Source organism: Clavibacter sp. A6099 (assembly GCF_021919125.1).
Classification (GTDB): domain Bacteria; phylum Actinomycetota; class Actinomycetes; order Actinomycetales; family Microbacteriaceae; genus Clavibacter; species Clavibacter seminis.
Genome location: NZ_CP083439.1, coordinates 333,110 through 352,282 on the forward strand (window position 1 = coordinate 333,110; position 19,173 = coordinate 352,282).

General features: G+C 73.3%; 15 protein-coding genes. All 15 read left to right on the forward strand.

The features are described from left to right. The first annotated feature begins 61 nt into the window (after positions 1-61). The 15 genes from KYT88_RS01550 to KYT88_RS01620 all read left to right on the forward strand — a co-directional run bounded on the left by KYT88_RS01550 (position 62) and on the right by KYT88_RS01620 (position 19,154). The gene (locus KYT88_RS01550) at positions 62-3,052 is read left to right on the forward strand and encodes a glycoside hydrolase family 2 TIM barrel-domain containing protein (RefSeq protein WP_237583740.1); all 2,991 of its coding nucleotides are present in this window, start codon (positions 62-64) and stop codon (positions 3,050-3,052) included. A 112-nt stretch (positions 3,053-3,164) separates the two neighbouring features. Continuing rightward, the gene (locus tag KYT88_RS01555) at positions 3,165-3,737 is read left to right on the forward strand and encodes an NADPH-dependent FMN reductase (RefSeq protein ID WP_043585703.1); all 573 of its coding nucleotides are present in this window, start codon (positions 3,165-3,167) and stop codon (positions 3,735-3,737) included. Positions 3,738-3,901: 164 nt separating this feature from the next. Further along, positions 3,902-4,951 (forward strand): LacI family DNA-binding transcriptional regulator, encoded by a 1,050-nt coding sequence (locus tag KYT88_RS01560; protein WP_043585701.1) that lies wholly within the window; start codon positions 3,902-3,904, stop codon positions 4,949-4,951. A 209-nt stretch (positions 4,952-5,160) separates the two neighbouring features. Beyond that, positions 5,161-6,375, forward strand: a complete 1,215-nt coding sequence (locus KYT88_RS01565; protein ID WP_043585699.1) for a sugar ABC transporter substrate-binding protein — start codon at positions 5,161-5,163, stop codon at positions 6,373-6,375. Continuing rightward, a complete protein-coding gene (locus KYT88_RS01570) occupies positions 6,372-7,331 on the forward strand; it encodes a carbohydrate ABC transporter permease (protein ID WP_181036734.1) in 960 nt (319 codons plus the stop codon). Before KYT88_RS01565 ends, KYT88_RS01570 begins: the two co-directional genes overlap by 4 nt. Next, positions 7,328-8,158, forward strand: coding sequence for a carbohydrate ABC transporter permease (locus tag KYT88_RS01575; RefSeq protein ID WP_043585697.1), 831 nt, complete (start codon positions 7,328-7,330; stop codon positions 8,156-8,158). Before KYT88_RS01570 ends, KYT88_RS01575 begins: the two co-directional genes overlap by 4 nt. Positions 8,159-8,232: 74 nt before the next feature. Then, positions 8,233-10,281 carry a glycoside hydrolase family 31 protein gene (locus KYT88_RS01580; RefSeq protein ID WP_043585695.1) on the forward strand — a complete coding sequence of 683 codons (2,049 nt, stop codon included), beginning with the start codon at positions 8,233-8,235 and terminating at the stop codon, positions 10,279-10,281. Between the two features lie 422 nt (positions 10,282-10,703). Beyond that, entirely contained in the window at positions 10,704-11,753 is a 1,050-nt protein-coding gene (locus KYT88_RS01585) for an ABC transporter substrate-binding protein (protein WP_051629318.1), read from the forward strand. Next, positions 11,726-12,829 (forward strand): FecCD family ABC transporter permease, encoded by a 1,104-nt coding sequence (locus KYT88_RS01590; protein ID WP_370644797.1) that lies wholly within the window; start codon positions 11,726-11,728, stop codon positions 12,827-12,829. The genes KYT88_RS01585 and KYT88_RS01590 overlap by 28 nt, the downstream gene beginning before the upstream one ends. After that, complete coding sequence (locus tag KYT88_RS01595) at positions 12,826-13,596, forward strand: ABC transporter ATP-binding protein (protein WP_043585690.1); 771 nt, start codon at positions 12,826-12,828, stop codon at positions 13,594-13,596. The genes KYT88_RS01590 and KYT88_RS01595 overlap by 4 nt, the downstream gene beginning before the upstream one ends. A gap of 74 nt (positions 13,597-13,670) precedes the next feature. Next, positions 13,671-14,471 carry an NAD-dependent epimerase/dehydratase family protein gene (locus tag KYT88_RS01600; RefSeq protein ID WP_043585688.1) on the forward strand — a complete coding sequence of 267 codons (801 nt, stop codon included), beginning with the start codon at positions 13,671-13,673 and terminating at the stop codon, positions 14,469-14,471. Positions 14,472-14,626: 155 nt separating this feature from the next. Beyond that, entirely contained in the window at positions 14,627-15,598 is a 972-nt protein-coding gene (locus tag KYT88_RS01605; protein ID WP_051629317.1) for a phosphate/phosphite/phosphonate ABC transporter substrate-binding protein, read from the forward strand. 21 nt (positions 15,599-15,619) lie between these two features. Beyond that, positions 15,620-16,519, forward strand: coding sequence for a phosphonate ABC transporter ATP-binding protein (gene phnC / locus KYT88_RS01610; protein WP_043585686.1), 900 nt, complete (start codon positions 15,620-15,622; stop codon positions 16,517-16,519). Then, entirely contained in the window at positions 16,516-18,264 is a 1,749-nt protein-coding gene (locus tag KYT88_RS01615; protein WP_043585684.1) for a PhnE/PtxC family ABC transporter permease, read from the forward strand. The genes phnC and KYT88_RS01615 overlap by 4 nt, the downstream gene beginning before the upstream one ends. Next, positions 18,261-19,154, forward strand: coding sequence for an oxidoreductase (locus tag KYT88_RS01620; RefSeq protein ID WP_043585683.1), 894 nt, complete (start codon positions 18,261-18,263; stop codon positions 19,152-19,154). Before KYT88_RS01615 ends, KYT88_RS01620 begins: the two co-directional genes overlap by 4 nt. The last annotated feature ends 19 nt before the right edge of the window (positions 19,155-19,173 follow it).

Genomic DNA, 19,173 nt, shown 5'->3' on the forward strand with positions numbered 1-19,173 from the left:
CCGGCCGATCCGCACCCGCCGCCCCTCGCGCCTCGGCGCACCGACCTGCACGGGAGACCGCATGTCCCACCTCGACGACGTCGCCCCCGGATCCGCCTCGAGGCTCGAGCCGCGCGCCCGGTTCGCGACAGATGCGCCCGTCCACTCCCTCGACGGCGACTGGCGGTTCCGCCTGCTGCCCGAGGCTCCGGTCGACGCCGCCGACCGCGCGCCCGAGGTCGCGGATCCGGCGCTCGACGACGCCGCGCTCGACGCGGCCGGCTGGACCACGCTGCCCGTCCCGTCGCACTGGGTGCTGCACGGCCACGGATCTCCCGCGTACACGAACCTGCAGTACCCGTTCCCCATCGACCCGCCGCACGTGCCCGACGCGAACCCGACCGGCGAGCACCGGCGGACCTTCGAGCTGCCGGCGTCGTTCGCGGACGCCGAGCGCGTGCTGCTGCGCACCGACGGGATCGAGGGGCTCGCCACGTTCTGGGTCAACGGCGTCGAGGCGGGCTGGACCACCGGCAGCCGCCTCGCGACCGAGCTCGACGTGACGGAGCTGCTCGTGCCCGGCGAGAACGTGCTCGGGATCCGCGTGCACCAGTGGTCCGCCGCCTCCTACCTGGAGGACCAGGACCAGTGGTGGCTGCCCGGCGTCTTCCGCCCGGTCGAGCTGCTCGCGCGGCCCGCCGGCGCGCTCGACGACGTGCGCGTGCGGGCCGACCGCGACCCGGCCGACGGATCCGGCCGCCTCGACGTGCAGGTGGACGGCGCTTTCCCCGTCATGGTGCGCGTGCCGGAGCTCGGGATCCACGTGACGTGGGAGACCGCGGCCGACGTCGGGCCCGTCGCGATCCCCGCGGTCGACGCGTGGAGCGCCGAGCGGCCGCGCCTCTACGACGCGACCGTGTCGTCGCCCGGGGAGACGGCGAGCCTGCGGATCGGCTTCCGCACGGTGCGCATCGACGGCGACGCGCTCCTCGTCGACGGCCGGCTCCTCACCTTCCGCGGCGTCAACCGGCACGAGTCGCACCCCGAGCGCGGTCGCGTGTTCGACGAGGCCGAGGCGCGCGCCGACCTCGAGCTGATGAAGCGGAACGGCGTGAACGCGATCCGCACCTCCCACTACCCGCCGCACCCGCGCCTCCTCGACATCGCCGACGAGCTCGGCTTCTGGGTCGTGCTCGAGTGCGACCTCGAGACGCACGGCTTCTGGGACGTCGAGTGGCGGGACAACCCCTCCGACGACCCGCGCTGGCGCGACGCCTACCTCGACCGCATCGCGCGCACGGTGGGCCGCGACCGCAACCACCCGTCGATCGTGATGTGGTCGCTCGGCAACGAGTCCGGCACAGGGCGCAACATCGCCGCCATGTCGGCGTGGGTCAGGCGCGCGGATCCCACCCGGCCCGTGCACTACGAGGGCGACCTCACGGGCGAGCACACCGACGTCTACTCGCGCATGTACCCGACGCTCGAGGAGATCGACTCGGTGTGCGGCACGCCCGTCGCGAGCATCCACGAGACCACGGGCGCGACCGGCGCGAAGCAGCGCGCGAAGCCGTTCATCCTGTGCGAGTACGGGCACGCGATGGGCAACGGCCCCGGATCCCTCGCCGACTACGAGGACGCGATCGACCGCTGGCCGCGCCTGCACGGCGGCTTCGTGTGGGAGTGGCGCGACCACGGGCTGCTCGCGCGCACGGCCGACGGGCGCCCCTTCCACGCGTACGGCGGCGACTTCGGCGAGCCCGTGCACGACGGGCCCTTCGTGATGGACGGACTGCTGCTCTCCGACGGGACGCCCACGCCGGGCCTCACCGAGCTCGCGGCGGTCATCGCGCCCGTGCGCGTGCGGGTCGCGGCCGACGGCTCCGGCGTGCGCGTCGAGAACCGGCGGCACAGCGCATCCACCGACGACGTCGACCTGGTCTGGATCCTCGCCCACGACGGCAGGCCCGTCGCCCGCGGGATCCTCGAGCACGCGCCGCTCGACGCCGGTGATGCGGCGACGATCCCGCTGCCCGTCGAGGCGCGCGCCGCCGGCCACGCCGAGGAGGCGCACGTTACCGTGCAGGTCGTCACGCGCCACGACGCGCCCTGGGCCGAGGCGGGGCACGTCGTGTCGTCGCACCAGGCGCTCGTGCGCGACCGGCCCGCGCCCCGGCCGCGTCCCGCCGGGCGCTGGCGCGGGGACGCCCTCGGCGCCGGGACCTTCGACGCGCGCGGCGACCTCGTCGCGTGGAACGGCGTGCCCGTGCGCGGCCCGCGGCTGGAGCTGTGGCGCGCGCCCACCGAGAACGACCGCGGAGCCGGCCAGGGATCCTACGAGCTGGCCGAGCCCGAGCTCACCCGCGGCCGCGGCGCCGAGGAGACTCCGCCGTCGGCGGACCGCTGGCGGGAGCGCGGGCTGCACCGCCTCACCCACCGGCTCCTCGGCACGAGCCGCACCGACGTCGGCCTGGAGACGCGCATGCGCGTGCAGGCCGCGCACTCGGGCGCGGGCGTCGACGTCGCCTTCCGCTGGACCGCGACCGACCGCGGCCTGCTGCTCGCCACCGAGGTCGTGCCCTTCGGCACCTGGGACTGCACGTGGCCGCGGGTCGGCGTGCGCATCGATCTGCCGGCCGCGCTCGCCGAGCATCCGGTCGCCTGGCACGGCACCGGACCGGGGGAGTCCTACGCCGACAGCAGCACGGCCTCGCGCGTCGGCCGCTTCGCGTCGAGCGTCGACGGCCTCGCGGTCGCCTACGCCCGTCCGCAGGAGAATGGCCACCGGCCGGAGCTGCGGTCGCTCGCGATCGGCGACGGATCCGCGACGCCGCTGACCGTGACGACGGTGCCCGACGCATCAGGACACCGCGCGGGCTTCCAGCTCTCCCGCTGGACGCCGCAGCAGATGACCGGCGTCGGCCACCCGCACGAGCTGCCCGCCTCCGACGGCCTGCACCTGTTCCTCGACGACGCCCAGCACGGCCTCGGATCCCGCGCGTGCGGCCCCGACGTGCTGCCGCGCCACGCGCTCTGGCCGTCGCTGCGCACGTGGGAGGTGCTGCTGGGGTGAGCCCGCGCTGTCCGCGGACCGCGGGCGCCGTGAGCGTCGTGGCGACGCCCATCCGCCGGCGCTAAGCTCCATGCGCGCGCATGGAAGTGATCCGTGCGAGAAGGAGCACCCCATGAGCACCACCTACCGCGTCGGCTACCTCGTCGGCAGCCTGTCGTCCACCTCCATCAACCGGGCCCTGTCGCTCGCGCTCAAGCGCCTCGGCGCCCAGGCCGACCTCGAGCTCACCGAGATCCCGATCCAGCCGCTCCCCTTCTACAGCGCGGACATGGACGGCGACTACCCCGAGGTCGCGAACGCGTTCAAGGCGCAGATCGCCGACGTCGACGCCGTCATGATCGTCACGCCCGAGTACAACCGCTCGGTGCCCGGCGTGCTGAAGAACGCGCTCGACTTCGCGAGCCGCCCCTACGGCGAGAACGCGTTCCAGGGCAAGCCCAGCGCGGTCATCGGCACGTCCATCGGGGCGGTCGGCACGGCCGTCGCGCAGCAGCACCTGCGCAGCATCCTGTCGTTCCTCGCGTCGCCCGAGCTCTCGCAGCCCGAGGCGTACATCCAGACCACCGAGGGCCTCATCTCGCCCGAGGGCGAGATCTCGAACGCCGGCACCGAGGAGTTCCTCGTCGGCTGGCTGCAGGCGTTCCACGCGCACATCGAGAAGAACCTGCAGGCCGTCTCCGCGTAGCGGACGCGACGCACGACGCGAGGGGCCCGGGCGGATCGTCCGGGCCCCTCGTCGTGCGCGGCCCTCGGCGGCGGGCGCGCGCCCCGGCGAGGTCGGCCGAGCGGATCGAGGCGCTCGTCGTCCGCTGGCCGAGCGCGCCCGCGCATGCTGGGTACCCTGAGCGCATGGTGACCATCCGCGACGTCGCTGCCGACGCGGGCGTCGCGCGCAGCACGGTCTCCTACGTCCTCTCGGGCAAGAAGAAGCTGCCCGACGCCACCCGCGAGCGCGTGCTCGCGAGCGTCAGCAAGCTCGGCTACCGGCCGGATCCCGCCGCCCGCGCGCTCGCGCTCCGGCGCACCAACATCCTCGGGTTCCTCGCCTCCATCGACCCGGCGTCGCGCGAGTCCGACATCGAGGTCTTCATGCGCTTCGTGCGGGCCGGGATGTACGAGGCCAACACGCGCGGGTTCGACCTGCTCATCATGGGCAAGGGCGAGGACGAGCTGCGCGGGGACGTGCTGGCGGACGCGCTCGTGGTGATGGACATCCGCGACGACGACCCCCGGATCCCCGTGCTCCAGGCCATCGGCCTCCCCACCGTCCTCGTCGGGCATCCGGGCCGCTCGTCCGCGTTCAGCGCGGTGGACCTCGACTTCGAGGAGGCCGGCCGCGTCGCCGTCGACCACCTGGTCGCGCTCGGGCACCGGGGGATCGCCCTGCTCGGATCGGGCGCGCCCGCCGCCCGGACGGAGATGGGCTTCGCCGTGCGCTTCCGCCGCGGCTTCACCGAGCGATGCGCGCACCACGGCATCCGGGGCGCGGTCGTCCCCGCCGCGGGCGGCGGCGACGACGCGGCCGAGCGCTGGCTCGACGCGGCCCGCGCGGCCCTGCCCGACGCGAGCGCGATCGTCGCCCACACGCCCGGCGAGCTCGAGCCGATCGCGGCGGCGCTCCGAGCGCGCGGCATCCGGATCCCCCGGGACTGCTCCCTCATCACGGTCGCGCCCGAGGCGGTCATGCGCCAGGCCGCGCTGCCGCTCACCGTGATCGACCTGCCCGGCGACGAGATGGTGCGCCGCGCCACCGGCCTCGCGGTCGACGAGCTCGCGGGCACGGCCGAGCCCGGCGTCCTCGAGCTGCTGCCCGCGGTGCTCGTCGAGCTCGGATCAACCGGGCCGCACGTGCCCGGCGCGAGCGGATCCGCGTTCCGCCCCGCTGGCGCCTCCGCCTGAGCCGCGGCCCGGCACCCGCGCGCCCGGCGCACCGATTCCCGACTCACGATCATCACGATCGGAGAACCGGTTCGCCGAAAGTGTTGAACCGGTTCTCCAAACCGCCTAGGCTCGCCGCGAAGCCGCCGTGACGGGCCGCTCCTCCCGGCACCGCCGCCGTGGGCGGAGACGGCTCCCGGCGCACCGGTACGTATTCAGAGAGGAATACCGTGATCAACACGCGCACCCGCGCCGCCCTGGCGGCCACCGTCGTCGTCACCGCAGGCCTGGCCCTCACCGGCTGCTCAACGGGGGGAGGCGGCTCGTCGGATGCGAACTCGCTCACCCTCTGGGACAGCTTCACCCAGTACGACGCGTCGTCGCCGTACGGGAAGCTCATCAGCGGCTGCGAGACCAGCACCGGCATCACCATCGACCGCACGCAGAACCCGGACAACGAGACCAAGTTCCTGCAGGCCGCCTCGTCGAAGACCACGCCGAACCTCATCGTGCTCGACAACCCGGCCATCGCCCGCTTCGCCGACACGGGCCTCCTCGTCGCCAACGACGAGTCGGGCCTCGACACCTCGAAGGTGCTGCCGAACGTGCTGGCCGCCGGTCAGCTGGACGGGAAGACCTACGGATCCTCGATCGGCGCGAACACGCTCGCGCTGTTCTACGACAAGGCCAAGCTCGCGGCCGCCGGCGTGCAGCCGCCCACCGACTGGGCGAGCCTCCAGGACGCCGCCGCGAAGACCACGCAGGGCGACGTGAAGGGCCTCGGCTTCTCCGCGATCGGCACCGAGGAGGGCACCTTCCAGTTCCTGCCCTTCTTCTGGGGAGCCGGCGCCGACCTGTCCGACATCTCCTCGCCCGCCGCCGTGCGCGCGCTCACCCTCTGGACCGACATGGTGAAGGACGGGCAGGCGTCGAGCGCCAACGTCAACGCCAACCAGCAGGACATCCGCGACCAGTTCCTCGCCGGGAAGCTCGCCATGATGGTCAACGGCACGTGGCAGCTCTCCGCCCTCGACCAGGCGGGCGTCGACTACGGCGTCGTGCCGCTCCCCGCGGAGGACGGCGGCGCCGCGCCCAGCCCCCTCGGCGGCGAGTTCGTCGAGGTCGTCGTGAGCGACAAGGCGAAGCAGGACGCCGCGGCGAAGTTCGCGCAGTGCATGATCGACCCCGCCAACCTGGCCGACTGGACCGCCGGGCAGTCGTACATCTCCCCGTATGCCGACGCGGCCGCCCAGCAGGCGTCCACGGATCCGGAGCTCGTGCCGTGGGTCGACGCCGTCTCGGTCGCGCAGGGCCGCACCGCCGACCTCGGCATCGCCTACCCGGACACCTCGAAGGCGCTGTACCAGGCCATCCAGGAGGCGTTGACCGGCAGCAAGACGCCGCAGGCCGCGCTCGACGACGCCGCGGCGAGCCTCAAGAAGTGAGCGGCCGCGTGATCGACCGCCCCCTCGCCCCCACCCGGGGCGCGGGGGCGGCGGGCCCGGCCGAGGAGCGGCCCCCGCGCCGCCGGCCGTACCGGACGGTGAGCATCGTCGCCGCGATCGGGTTCATGGCCCCGGTCGTCGCGTTCCTCGCGATCTTCTTCGTCTACCCGATCATCCGCGGCTTCCTGCTGAGCCTCCAGGAGTACGGGCCGCGCGCGTTCGTGACGGGCGAGGCGCCCTACGTGGGCTTCCAGAACTACGTGACGATCCTCAGCGACAGCCTCTTCGCCACCATCGCGTGGCACACGGTCGTCTTCACGGTGGTCTCGCTCGCCGGGCAGTTCGCCATCGGCCTCGCGCTCGCCGTGTTCTTCACGCGCCGGTTCCCGCTGTCGACGACGTTCCGGTCGCTCATCCTGCTGCCGTGGCTGCTGCCGCTCATCGTCTCGGCGACGGCCTGGCGGTGGATGTTCGACCAGCAGTTCGGCATCATCAACTCGGTGCTCGGCACGCCGATCGGCTGGCTGAGCGACCCGTCGGTGTCGCTGTGGTCGGTCATCATCGCCAACATCTGGCTCGGGATCCCGTTCAACATGATCCTGCTCTACGGCGGCCTGCAGGGCATCCCCGAGAACCTCTACGAGGCCGCCGCGCTCGACGGCGCCGGCCGCTGGCGCACCTTCCGCAGCATCACCTGGCCGCTGCTGCGCCCCGTCACCGCGGTGACGCTGCTGCTCGGCCTCGTCTACACGATCAAGGTCTTCGACGTGATCTGGATCCTCACCAAGGGCGGCCCCGCCAACAGCTCCCACACCCTCAGCACGTGGGCCTACGAGAAGTCGTTCACCGACCTCGACTTCGGCGTCGGCGCCGCGGCCGGGGAGATCCTCGTGGTCGTCGCCCTCGTCTTCGGCCTCATCTACGTCCGGGCCCAGCGCAAGGAGGCGCAGTCGTGAACACCGTCGACACCCCCGTCCGCCGGTGGACGAACGCCGCCATCGGCCTCGTCATCTGCGCGGTCCTGCTGTTCCCCCTCTACTGGATGCTCAACGTCTCGCTGACGAAGCCCCAGGACCTCATCTCGAGCACGCCGAGCCTGTTCCCCGCGGATCCCACGCTCGACGGGTACGCGCAGGCCATCTCGACGCAGCTGCCGAACCTGGTCACGAGCCTGGTCATCTCGATCGGCTGCGTGATCCTCACCCTCCTCATCTCGCTCCCCGCGGCCTACGCCATGGCGAAGTTCCGGGTGCGGGGCACGGGCGCGGTGATGTTCGTGTTCCTGCTCGCGCAGATGATCCCGGGCATCGTGCTCGTGACCGCCCTGTTCGCGATCTACAACGCGCTCGGGCTGCTCAACACGTACCCCGGGCTGATCCTCGCCGACGCCACGGCGTCCGTCCCGTTCGCGGTCATCGTGCTGCGCGCCTTCATGCTCGGGATCCCCGACGAGCTGCTCGAGGCCGCCCGCATCGACGGCGCCTCGAGCTGGCGCGCGTTCGTCTCGATCGTCGTGCCGCTCAGCCGGAACGCCATCGTCACGGCCGCGCTGTTCTCGTTCCTGTTCGCCTGGGCGGACTTCCTCAACGCGAACTCGCTCACCTCGGGCAACAGCATCGTGCCGTTCACGCTCGGGCTCTACCGCTACATCGGGTCCACGACGACGAACTGGAACGGGATCATGGCGACCGCCGTCATCGCGTCCATCCCCGCCGCCGTCCTGCTGGTCGTCGCGCAGCGGTTCGTCGCCGCGGGCGTCACCGCCGGGGCCGTGAAGGACTGAGCGGGGCGCGCCCGGCGCCGCATCCGGGCACGACGACACGACACGACGCACGACGACACCGAGGACGAGCACGCATGATCGACGACGACCAGCACTTCACGACCGACGGGACGCGCCTCGTCTGGCGCGGCGACGGGGAGACCCTCGTCGTGGAGCCGTGGGGGCCCGACAGCCTCCGCGTGCGCTCCCGGATCATGGCGCCCGTGGCCGACGCCGACTGGGCGCTGCTGCCGCAGCCCGCGGCCGACCCGCGCATCGAGGTCGACGGCCCGACGGCCCGGATCACGAACGGCGGCATCACGGCCGTGCTCGTCTCCGAGTCCTCCTACGGCTACCAGACGGGGTACGAGGAGAACCGCTGCCACGTGACGTTCCTCGACCGGCACGGCGAGGTGCTGCTCGAGGAGATCGGCACGGGCGGCGCCCTGCACCTCCGGGCGCGCGAGCAGCGGCCGCACCTCGGCGGCGACTTCCGCATCACGGCCTCGTTCGCGACCGGGCCGGACGAGCGGCTGTACGGCATGGGCCTGTACCAGCAGGACATCCTCGACCTCGCCGGATCCACCTTCGAGCTCGCGCACCGCAACTCGCAGGCGAGCGTTCCGTTCGTGATGTCGAGCCGCGGCTACGGGTTCCTCTGGCACGACCCGGCGATCGGCCGCGCGACCTTCGCGGCGAACCGCATCGAGTGGACGGCGGAGACGAGCGAGCAGCTCGACTACTGGATCACCGCGGGCGACACCCCGGCCGACATCAGCCGCGCGTACGCCCGGGCCACCGGATCCGCGCCCATGATGCCCGAGCACGGCCTCGGCTTCTGGCAGTGCCGGCTGCGCTACTGGAACCAGGAGCAGCTGCTCGAGGTGGCGCGCGAGCACACCAGGCGCGGGCTGCCGATGGACGTGATCGTCGCCGACTTCTTCCACTGGCCGAAGATGGGCGACCTCCGCTTCGAGGAGGAGTTCTGGCCGGATCCGACCGCCATGGTCGAGGAGCTGCGCGGCATGGGCATCGAGCTGATGGTCTCCATCTGGCCGCAGGTGTCGCTCGAGTCGGAGAACTACGCGCGCATGAAGAAGGAGAACCTCCTCGTGCGCAGCGAGCGGGGCATCGACGTGCAGATGCAGTTCGAGGGGCCGAGCGCCTTCGTCGACGTGACCAACCCGGACGCGCGCCGGTACCTCTGGGAGACGGCGCAGCGGGGCTACGGCGCGCACGGGATCCGGCTGTTCTGGCTCGACGAGGCGGAGCCCGAGTACGGCGTCTACGACTACGACAACTACCGGTACCACGCGGGCCCCAACGTGCGGGTCGGCAACGTGTACCCGCAGATGTTCTCCCGCGCGATGCACGAGGGTCGGATCCAGGCGGGGCAGGAGCCGGGCGTCGACCTGGTCCGCGCGGCGTGGGCGGGCAGCCAGCGCTACGGCGCGCTCGTGTGGTCGGGCGACATCCACTCCACGTTCGAGGCGCTCGCCCGGCAGGTGACCGCGGGGATCCACATGGGCGTCGCCGGCATCCCCTGGTTCACGACCGACATCGGCGGGTTCGCGGGCGCCCGCACCGACGACCCGGCGTTCCACGAGCTGCTCGTGCGCTGGTTCCAGTTCGGCGCCTTCTCGCCCGTGATGCGGCTGCACGGCGACCGCGGGCCGAGCGTCGAGGTGCGCGCGGCGGACGGGTCGCGTCGGGCTCCGAGCGGATCCGGCAACGAGCTCTGGAGCTTCGGCGAGGAGGTCTACGGGATCCTCGCCGGCTACGTGCACCTGCGCGAGCGGATGCGGCCGTACCTCCGCGACGTGATGCGCGAGGCTCACGAGGACGGCCAGCCGGTGATGCGCGGCATGTTCCACGTCTTCCCGGACGACGCGGAGAGCTGGTCGCTCGGCGACCAGTACATGCTCGGCGCCGACGTGCTCGTCGCGCCCGTGCTCGAGGCGGGCGCGCGGTCGCGGAGCGTGCACCTGCCGGAGGGGACGTCGTGGATCGAGGCGTCGACGGGCGCGCGGCACGCGGGCGGCCAGCGGGTGGTCGCGGACGCGCCGCTGCACGTGATCCCCGTGTTCGTGCGCGAGGGCGCGGCGGTGGAGGTGCGGCTGCCGGAGGGCGGCGCGGTCGCCTGACGCGCGGCCGTCCGCGGGGTCGGCGACGGCCTTCCGCCGGGCGACGGGGCCGGATAGGGTGCCGGTGGTCGCCGGGCGGGCGCCAACGAGCAGCCGCCGGTGCGAACCGTCGCCCGGATCGTGTCGCAGATCAGGAGGAGCACGGACATGGACCGCAAGCCCGTCCCGACCTGGATCGCCGTCCTCGTCCTCGGCGTCTGCGAGGTCATCTGCTTCGCGCTCGTCAGATCCGAGTGGTCGCTCGTGCTCTTCGCCGTCCTCACCTGGGCATCGCCGTGGTCTACCGCGTCGTGTCCCGGCGACCGCGGCGGTAGGCCCACTCGGCGTGGAGACAGGTCGAGGCGGCCGGTGAGGTAAGGCTATGCTTACCCGCGGCCCGGGCTCCCCGCCGGGCCGACGCCGGCCTCGACCCCAGGAGACCCATGCCCCGCGCCCTCGCCCGCCTCACCGCCACCGCCGTGACGGGCCTCGTGCTCGTCGCCCTCACCGGGTGCGGCGCCTCCGAGGAGGTGCCGGCCGCATCCGTCGCCGACGCAGGCGAGGGGACGACGGCCTACCCGCTGACGCTCTCGAACTGCGGCCACGACGTGACGATCGACCGGGCGCCGCAGCGCGTGGTGTCGCTCGACCAGGACTCCACGGAGATCCTGCTGTCGCTCGGCCTGCAGGACCGCATGGTCGGCACGGCCTCGTGGACCGATCCCGTGCTCGACTCCCTCACCGACGCGAACGCGCAGGTGCCGCGCCTCGCCGACAACGCGCCCACCTACGAGGTGCTCCTGGACGCGGATCCGGACTTCGTCACCGCCTCCTTCGGCCGCCACTACGGCACCGGCGGCGTCGTCACGCGCGACCGGCTCGCCGAGACGGGGATCCCCTCGTACCTCTCTCCCACCGACTGCGACTCCGACATCAGCATCAACGGCGGCGGCCAGCGCACGACCGCGCTCACGGTCGACGCGCTGTACCAGGAGATCCGCGAGATGGCCGAGGTCTTCGACGTGCAGGACCGCGGCGAGGCGCTCGTCTCCTCCCTCCAGCAGCGCGCGGCCGCGGCGACCGACGGCATGGACCTCGGCGGGGCGAAGATCATGTACTGGTTCGCCGACACGAAGACGCCGTACATGGGCGGCGGATTCGGCGCCACGTCGCTCCTGTCGCGCCAGATCGGCGCCACGGACTCCTTCCCCGAGGTCCGCGACGACTTCATCGCGACCGGGTGGGAGACCGTGGTCGACCGCGACCCGGACATCCTCGTGCTCGGCGACCTGCAGCGCGACCGGTTCCCGGGCGACCGGCTGCAGGACAAGATCGACTTCCTCACGAGCGACCCGCTGACGCGCGACCTCACGGCCGTGAAGGAGGACCGCATGGTGGCGCTGCACGGAGCCGAGCTCAACCCGTCGATCCGGTTCGTGGACGGGCTCGAGAAGATCCGCGCCTGGTGGGACGCGCGCGGGGGGAAGCTCTGAGCGCGGCGGCCCAGCGGGTGCCGTTCGCGTCCGCCGCCGCCGCACGGGTGCGCGCCCTCCCGCACGCGCTCCGCGTCGTGCTGCTGGTCGTGCTCGGGATCGTCGCGCTCGCGCTCTCCGTGGGCGTCGCCGTCACCCTCGGACCGGCCGACGTGTCACTCGTGAACGTGCGCGACATCCTGCTCAACCACGCCGGGCTCGCGAGCATCCCGGTGCGGGTCTCCGAGGACGCGATCGTCTGGCAGGAGCGCCTCCCGCGCGCGCTCGTCGCGGCGGCGTGCGGCGCGGGACTCGGCCTCTGCGGGGTCGTGCTGCAGTCGCTGCTGCGGAACCCGCTCGCGGATCCGTTCGTGCTCGGCGTCTCGTCCGGCGCCTCCACGGGCGCGGTGCTCATCGGCGTGCTCGGCTTCGGCGGCGGCGCGATCGGCATGTCCGGCGGCGCCTTCATCGGCGCGCTCGTGGCGTTCGGCTTCGTGCTCCTGCTCGCGCGGTTCTCGTCCGCGGGCACGGCCGGCGTGATCCTCGCTGGCGTCGCGAGCACGCAGCTGTTCTCCGCGCTCACCTCGCTCGTCGTGTTCGCGTTCGCCGACTCCGACGAGACGCGCGGCATCACGTTCTGGCTCCTCGGATCGCTCGAGGGCATGCGCTGGGACGAGGTCGGGCTCAGCGTCTCCGTGGTCGCGATCGGCGCGGTCGTCTGCCTCGCGTACGCCCGCTCGCTCGACGCCTTCGCGTTCGGGGAGGAGGTGGCGTCGTCGCTCGGGATCCACGTGGGCCGCACCCGCACGATCCTCCTGGTGGTCACCGCCCTCCTCACGGCGACGCTCGTGAGCATCGCGGGCGCCATCGGATTCGTCGGCCTGGTGCTCCCGCACGCGGCGCGCCTGCTCCTCGGCCAGCGGCACGCGCGCGTCGTGCCCGCCACGATCGTGCTCGGCGCCGTCTTCATGGTGTGGGTCGACGCGTTCTCGCGCCTCGCCTTCGCGCCGACGCCGCTGCCCGTGGGCGTCGGCACCGCGCTCGTCGGCGTGCCCGTCTTCATGCTGCTGCTGATGCGCAACCGGGGGCGCGCATGACGCTCGAGGCGCACGGCGTCAGCTGGTCGCGGGGCGGGCGGATCGTGGTGGACGACGTCACGGTGGAGCCGGCGCCCGGATCCACCGTGGGGCTGCTCGGGCCGAACGGGTCGGGCAAGTCGTCGCTGCTCAAGCTGCTGCAGGGTGCCGCCGCCCCGGACTCCGGCCGCGTGACGCTCGACGGCGACGACCTCGCGGGGCTCCGGCGCCGCGACGTCGCCCGCCGGGTCGCGACCGTCACCCAGCACGGCGAGACCGAGGTCGACATCGTGGTGCGCGACGTCGTGCGGCTCGGCCGCACGCCGTACCGCACGCTGCTCGGCGGCGACACGGCGGAGGATGCGGCGGCCATCGACCGCGCCATCGCGCACGTGGGGCTCGAGGCGAAGGCCGACCGCGCGTGGCGCACGCTCTCCGGAGGCGAGCGCCAGCGGGCGCACATCGCACGCGCCCTGGCGCAGGAGCCGCGCGAGCTGCTGCTCGACGAGCCGACCAACCACCTCGACATCCGCCACCAGCTGGAGCTGCTCGCGCTCGTGCGCGACCTGCCCGTGACCACGGTGATCGCGCTGCACGACCTCAACCTCGCGGCGATGTTCTGCGACGCCGTGCTGGTGCTGCGCGAGGGGCGCGTGGTGGCGGCCGGGCCGCCGCGGGAGGTGCTCACGCCGGAGCTCATCGCCGACGTCTACGGGGTGCGCGCGGTCGTGACGCACGACGCGGCGGCCGGCTGCTCGCGCGTGCTGTTCGACGCGGCGCCGCTCTAGGCGGGGCCCCGCCCGTCGCCCAGGATGGGAGGACGGCCGCGGGAGCGCGGCGCGTCGACGACGAGGGAGTCCGCATGGCCACGATCACGATCACGGGAGGATCCGGGCGCATCGCCACGAGCATCCGCCCCCTCCTCGTCGCAGCCGGGCACGAGCTGCGGCTGCTCGACGTGGTGGCGCCGCCGACGCCGCTCGCGTCGGGGGAGACCTCGGCCATCGTCGACACGACCGACGTCGACGCGTGCACGGAGGCGTTCCGCGGATCCGACCTCGTGGTGCACCTCGCGGCGCACGCGGCCGAGCGGCCGTGGGAGGCGATCCAGGCCGTGAACAACGACGGCGCCCATGCGGTGCACGAGGCGGTCGTGCGTGCGGGGGTGCCCCGGATCCTCGCGGCCAGCTCCATCCACGCCGTCGGCTTCCTCCCCGCGACCGAGGCCGCGCGCGAGGACGTGCCCGCGCCGCGCCCCGACACCTTCTACGGCCTGAGCAAGGTGCTGCTCGAGGGGCTCGGCAGCCTCTACGCCGACCGGCACGGGCACGTCGTGGTGAGCGTCCGGATCATGACGGCCGAGCCCGAGCCGTCGCAGGCCCGCAGCGTCTCGACCTGGCTCTCGGCGGGCGACGCGGCGCGGCTGGTGGAGGCCGTGCTGCGGTGGGACGAGCCCGGCCACCGCATCGTGTGGGGCGTCTCGCGGAACACCCGGCGCTGGGTGTCGCTCGCCGCGGGCGAGGCGATCGGCTACCACCCCGAGGACGACGCGGAGGTCTTCGCGCACCGCTTCCCGGAGCTCGGCGCGGACACGTCGCCGCCGGCGGGCGTGCTGCTCGGGTCGATCTTCACGGAGGTCGAGCTGGGATCCGACATGGGCTGAGGGCGGCTGCCGAGGACGGAGATGTCTGCTCTTCCGGACAAGTTCACGGATCCGCCACCTGACCACCACGGCGGTTCCATCCCGCGTTCCTAGCTTCGAGATCGACCCGCGCATCCCCCTCACCGCTCGCGGGTACCGACTCGAGAGGCACGTCCATGTCCCTGTCCCCCCGCACCCGCATCGGAGCCCTCGCGGCGTCCGCGCTCGTCGCCGCCCTCGCGCTGTCCGGCTGCTCCGCCGGCGGCTCCGACGCGTCGGCCGCATCCGCCGACACCTCGGGAACCTGGGCCAAGACCGAGGGCACCCTCGTCTTCGGCGCCACGCCCGACCAGGCCGGCTCCGACTCGAACAACAAGCCGCTCGAGGACTACATCGCCAAGGAGACCGGGCTCAAGGTCGAGTACTACCCCACGGCCGACTACACCGCGCTCATCGCGGCCGCCGTCGCCGGCAAGATCGACCTGATGAGCTCGGGTGCCCTGCAGTACGTCATGGCCTCGAACAAGGGCGCCGAGATCGAGCCCGTCGCCGCGGCCCTCACCTCGAAGGACGTCACCGACCCCGGCTACTACTCCGAGGCGATCGTGCCGAAGGGCTCCTCGATCACCGACCTCGCGGGCGCCAAGGGCAAGACCGTCTGCTTCGTTGACCCGAACTCGACCTCCGGCTTCCTCTTCGGCCTGTACCAGCTGCAGAAGGCGGGCCTCGACGTCACGAGCACGGGCTCCGACGCCAACGGCAACCCGCAGTTCGCGGACTTCACGCCCTACTTCGCGGGCGCGCACGACAAGTCGGCGCAGGCCGTCGCATCGGGCCAGTGCGACGTCGGGTTCGCCGAGGACTCGATCGTCGAGCCCGATGCGGCCGCCGGCAAGCTGACCGTCATCGGCAAGGAGTACGTGCCCGGCGGGCCGCTCTCGATCTCGTCGGCTCTGCCGGCCGACGTCAAGGCGAAGCTCACCACGGCGCTCCAGGGCGCGACGCTCGACGCGATCACGGCCTCAGGCGTGCCGCTGACCGACGGCTTCACGAAGGGCTACTTCGGCGCCCAGCCGGAGGACGTCTCCTACTACAAGGGCATCGCGGACCTCTGCGACTCCATCGCCGCCGCCAAGTGCGCGAAGTGACCCGGACGGACTGATCCGACCATGACCGGCACCACGACCTCCCCGCTCGTCTCCGTCTCCGGCGTCACCAAGGACTTCGGCGGCACGCGGGCGCTCCACGACGTCGACCTGACAGTCGAGCGCGGGGAGGTCGTGGTGCTCCTCGGCCTGTCCGGCTCGGGCAAGTCGACCCTCCTCCGGCACCTGGACGGCCTCGAGCTGCCGACCGCGGGCAGCGTCCGCGTCTTCGACCAGGACGTCGCATCCCTCGGCCAGCAGGACCTCCGCGCCCTGCGCGGCCGGGTGGCGATGATCTTCCAGCAGTTCGAGCTCGTGCCCTCGCTGACCGTGCTCGAGAACGTGCTCACGGGCGCGCTCGGCCGCCTCAGTGGCCCGCGCCTCGGCATCTGGACCTACCCCCGAGCCGCGCGCACCGAGGCGCTCGGCCACCTCGACCGCGTGGGCCTGCTCGAGAAGGCCTACGAGCGGGCCGACCAGCTCTCCGGCGGCCAGCAGCAGCGCGTCGCGATCGCGCGGGCGCTCATGCAGCGGCCCGAGATCCTGCTCGCGGACGAGCCCGTCGCGAGCCTCGACCCCGAGTCCAGCGAGCAGGTGATGCGCCTCATCCGCGAGATCGCCGCCGACGACGGCCTCACGGTCGTGTGCAGCCTGCACCAGGTGGACCTCGCGCTCGGCTGGGGCGACCGCATCGTCGGGCTCCGGCACGGCGAGGTCGTGCTCGACACCCCCACGCGCGGCATCGGCAAGGCCGAGGTGATGGAGATCTACGGCCGCGTGGCGTCGACGACGTCCGCGCTCGCCGCCATCGCGACCGAGCTCGGCGACGTGCTGCCGCTCGACGAGCCCGTCGGGGTGCGCTCCGTCGGCGCGGTCGGCGACCAGGGCCTCGCCCGCGGCCGGCGCGCGGACGGCACCCGGTGACCGCTGTCGCCGAGCGCCCGGGCGAGGCCCCGCCCGGCGTCCGACCCGGCGTCGACGAGCGCGCGCCGCGCCGGCGGCCCGACCGGCAGAAGGCGCTCGCGCTGGTCGTGGTCCTCGCCATGGTCGCCTTCGCGATCCACGCGCTGACGACGCTCGACTTCACCTGGTCGAACGTCCTCCGCAGCGTCGGCAACGCCGCGAAGGTGTTCTCGCGCATGGACCCGATCAGCTTCCCGGCGCCCGGCGACCTCGCGTACCTCATCGGGCTGACCCTCGGGATCGTCGTGCTCGGCACGCTCGCGGCCGCGCTCGTCTCCGTGCCCGTCGCGTACGCGTCCGCGCGCAACACGACGCCGGCGCCGTGGCTGCGCGGCCTCGGCCGCACGATCGGCGTGGTGACGCGCGCGGTCCCCGACGTGCTGCTCGCCCTCGCGTTCGCGCTCGCCTTCGCCCTCGGGAGCCCGCTGCCCGGCATCCTCGCCATCGGGATCCACTCGATCGGCATGATCTCGAAGCTCTTCGCCGACGCCATCGAGCAGGTCGACGAGGGGCCGCAGCGCGCGATCCGCACCACGGGCGGCACGCGCGCGCAGGAGTTCTGGGCGGGCGTCTTCCCGCAGGTGCTGCCGTCGTGGATCGCCACGGTGCTGCACCGCTTCGACATCAACCTCCGCGGCTCCGCGATCCTCGGCTACGCCGGCGTGGGCGGGCTCGGCTACGCGATGAAGGTCGCGTTCGGGCAGTTCCCGGAGGGCTACGGCCGCGGGATCGGCATCGCGATCGTCATCTTCGCGCTGTGCGTGCTGCTGGAGGTCGTGTCGTCGTCCATCCGCCGCAGCGCCCTCGGGGTGCGGCCGGCCGGACGCGGGCTGGGCGACCGGATCGTGCGGCGCCTCACGCGGGACCGCGCCCTGCCCGAGCGGGCCGGGAGCGCCGGGACCGCGCGCGCCGTGACCGTCGAGTCGATGCAGCGGCGGCCGTGGACGCCCGACCGGGTGCGCACCGTCGCGTGGTCGGCGCTCGCCGTGGTGGTCATCGTGGGCGGCTACCTCATGGCCGACATCGACCTCGGCCAGATCACGTGGGAGTACGTCTTCCCCACCTTCCAGAGCTTCTGGCCGCCGAGCACCGGGTCGCACACGTTCGGCGAGTTCGCCGAGGCGCTGCTGGTGACGATCCAGGTGGCGTTCGCCGCGGCGCTGCTGTCGGTCGTGCTCGCGCTCGTCGTCGGATCCCTCGCCGCGCGCAACGTCGCGCCGAGCCCCGCCGTGCGGAACGCCGCGCGCACCGTGCTCGTCGTGTTCCGCGGGGTGCCCGAGCTGGTGCTCGCGATCCTGCTGATCATGATCACCGGGCTCGGCAACCAGGCGGGCGTCGTGGCGCTCGCGTTCGGCGGCGTCGGGCTCCTCGGCAAGCTCATCGCCGACTCCTTCGAGGAGGTGGGCGCCGGACCCGAGCGCGCCCTCACCGCGGTCGGCGCGACCCGCGGGCAGCGCTTCCTCGCGGCGACGTGGCCGCAGGGGCTGCCGTCGCTCGTCGGCAACTCGCTCTACCTCGTGGACACGAACATCCGGGCGGCCACGATCCTCGGCATCGTCGGCGGCAGCGGGATCGGGTTCCACCTGACGAACGCCTCCTCCGTGATGACGCTGCACGGGCAGGTGACGACGCTCGTGGCGATGGTCTTCGTGAGCGTGCTCGCGGTCGAGGCGCTCGCCGCCTGGCTGCGCCGCGTGTTCCGGTGACGGCGGACCGACCCGCCGTCGCCGTCGTCGGGCCGGGCGCGATCGGCACGTCCGTCGCCGCGGCGCTGCACGAGGCGGGGGTGCCCGTCGTCCTCTGCGGGCGCAATGCGCGCGATCGGCTCGTGCTGGTCGCCGACGACGCGACCGTCGTGGTCCCGGGGCCCGTGCGGACGGATCCGGCGGGGATCAGCGCGCCCGTCGACCTGGTGCTCCTCGCCGTGAAGGCGACGCAGGTCGAGGCGGCGGCACCGTGGCTCGCCGCCCTGTGCCACGCGGGCACGGTGGTCGTGGTGCTGCAGAACGGGATCGAGCAGGTCGGGGACGTCGCGCCGCACGTCCCGGGCTGTCCCGTCGTGCCCGCGGTGGTGTGGTTCCCCGCGGAGGCGCGGGGCGATGGATCCGTGCTCCTCCGCGGCGACCCGCGCCTCACGCTGCCGGACGTGCCGGCCTCGCGCGTGGCCGTGGACGCGCTCGCCGGCGGGCGGTGCCGGGTCGAGCTCGCGGGCGACTTCCGGACCGTCGCCTGGCGGAAGCTCGTGCAGAACGCGGTCGCGGGGATCATGGCCGCCACCGGCAGGCGGGCCGGCGTGTTCCTGCGGGACGACGTGGCGACGCTCGCCCGGGCCTACGCGCGCGAGTGCCTCGATGTCGCTCGCGCCGAGGGCGCCGTGCTCGACGATGACGTGGCCGACCGGATCGTGGACGACTTCGCCGCGGCCCCCGCCGACCAGGGCACCTCGATCCTCGCCGACCGGGAGGCGGGCCGGCCGCTCGAGTGGGAGGCGCGCAACGGCGTGATCCTGCGCCGGGCCAGGGCGCACGGCCTGCCCACGCCGATCGGCGACGTCCTCGTGCCGCTGCTGGCGGCGGCGGGCGACGGACCCGGCTGAGCCCGAGCCCGTCGCGACG

Coding starts and splice junctions, on each gene's coding strand:
- KYT88_RS01605 (WP_051629317.1), top strand. CDS start 14,627: ATGTCCCTGTCCCCCCGCACCCGCATCGGAGCCCTCGCGGCGTCCGCG.
- KYT88_RS01555 (WP_043585703.1), top strand. CDS start 3,165: ATGAGCACCACCTACCGCGTCGGCTACCTCGTCGGCAGCCTGTCGTCC.
- KYT88_RS01600 (WP_043585688.1), top strand. CDS start 13,671: ATGGCCACGATCACGATCACGGGAGGATCCGGGCGCATCGCCACGAGC.
- KYT88_RS01580 (WP_043585695.1), top strand. CDS start 8,233: ATGATCGACGACGACCAGCACTTCACGACCGACGGGACGCGCCTCGTC.
- phnC (WP_043585686.1), top strand. CDS start 15,620: ATGACCGGCACCACGACCTCCCCGCTCGTCTCCGTCTCCGGCGTCACC.
- KYT88_RS01595 (WP_043585690.1), top strand. CDS start 12,826: ATGACGCTCGAGGCGCACGGCGTCAGCTGGTCGCGGGGCGGGCGGATC.
- KYT88_RS01585 (WP_051629318.1), top strand. CDS start 10,704: ATGCCCCGCGCCCTCGCCCGCCTCACCGCCACCGCCGTGACGGGCCTC.
- KYT88_RS01560 (WP_043585701.1), top strand. CDS start 3,902: ATGGTGACCATCCGCGACGTCGCTGCCGACGCGGGCGTCGCGCGCAGC.
- KYT88_RS01550 (WP_237583740.1), top strand. CDS start 62: ATGTCCCACCTCGACGACGTCGCCCCCGGATCCGCCTCGAGGCTCGAG.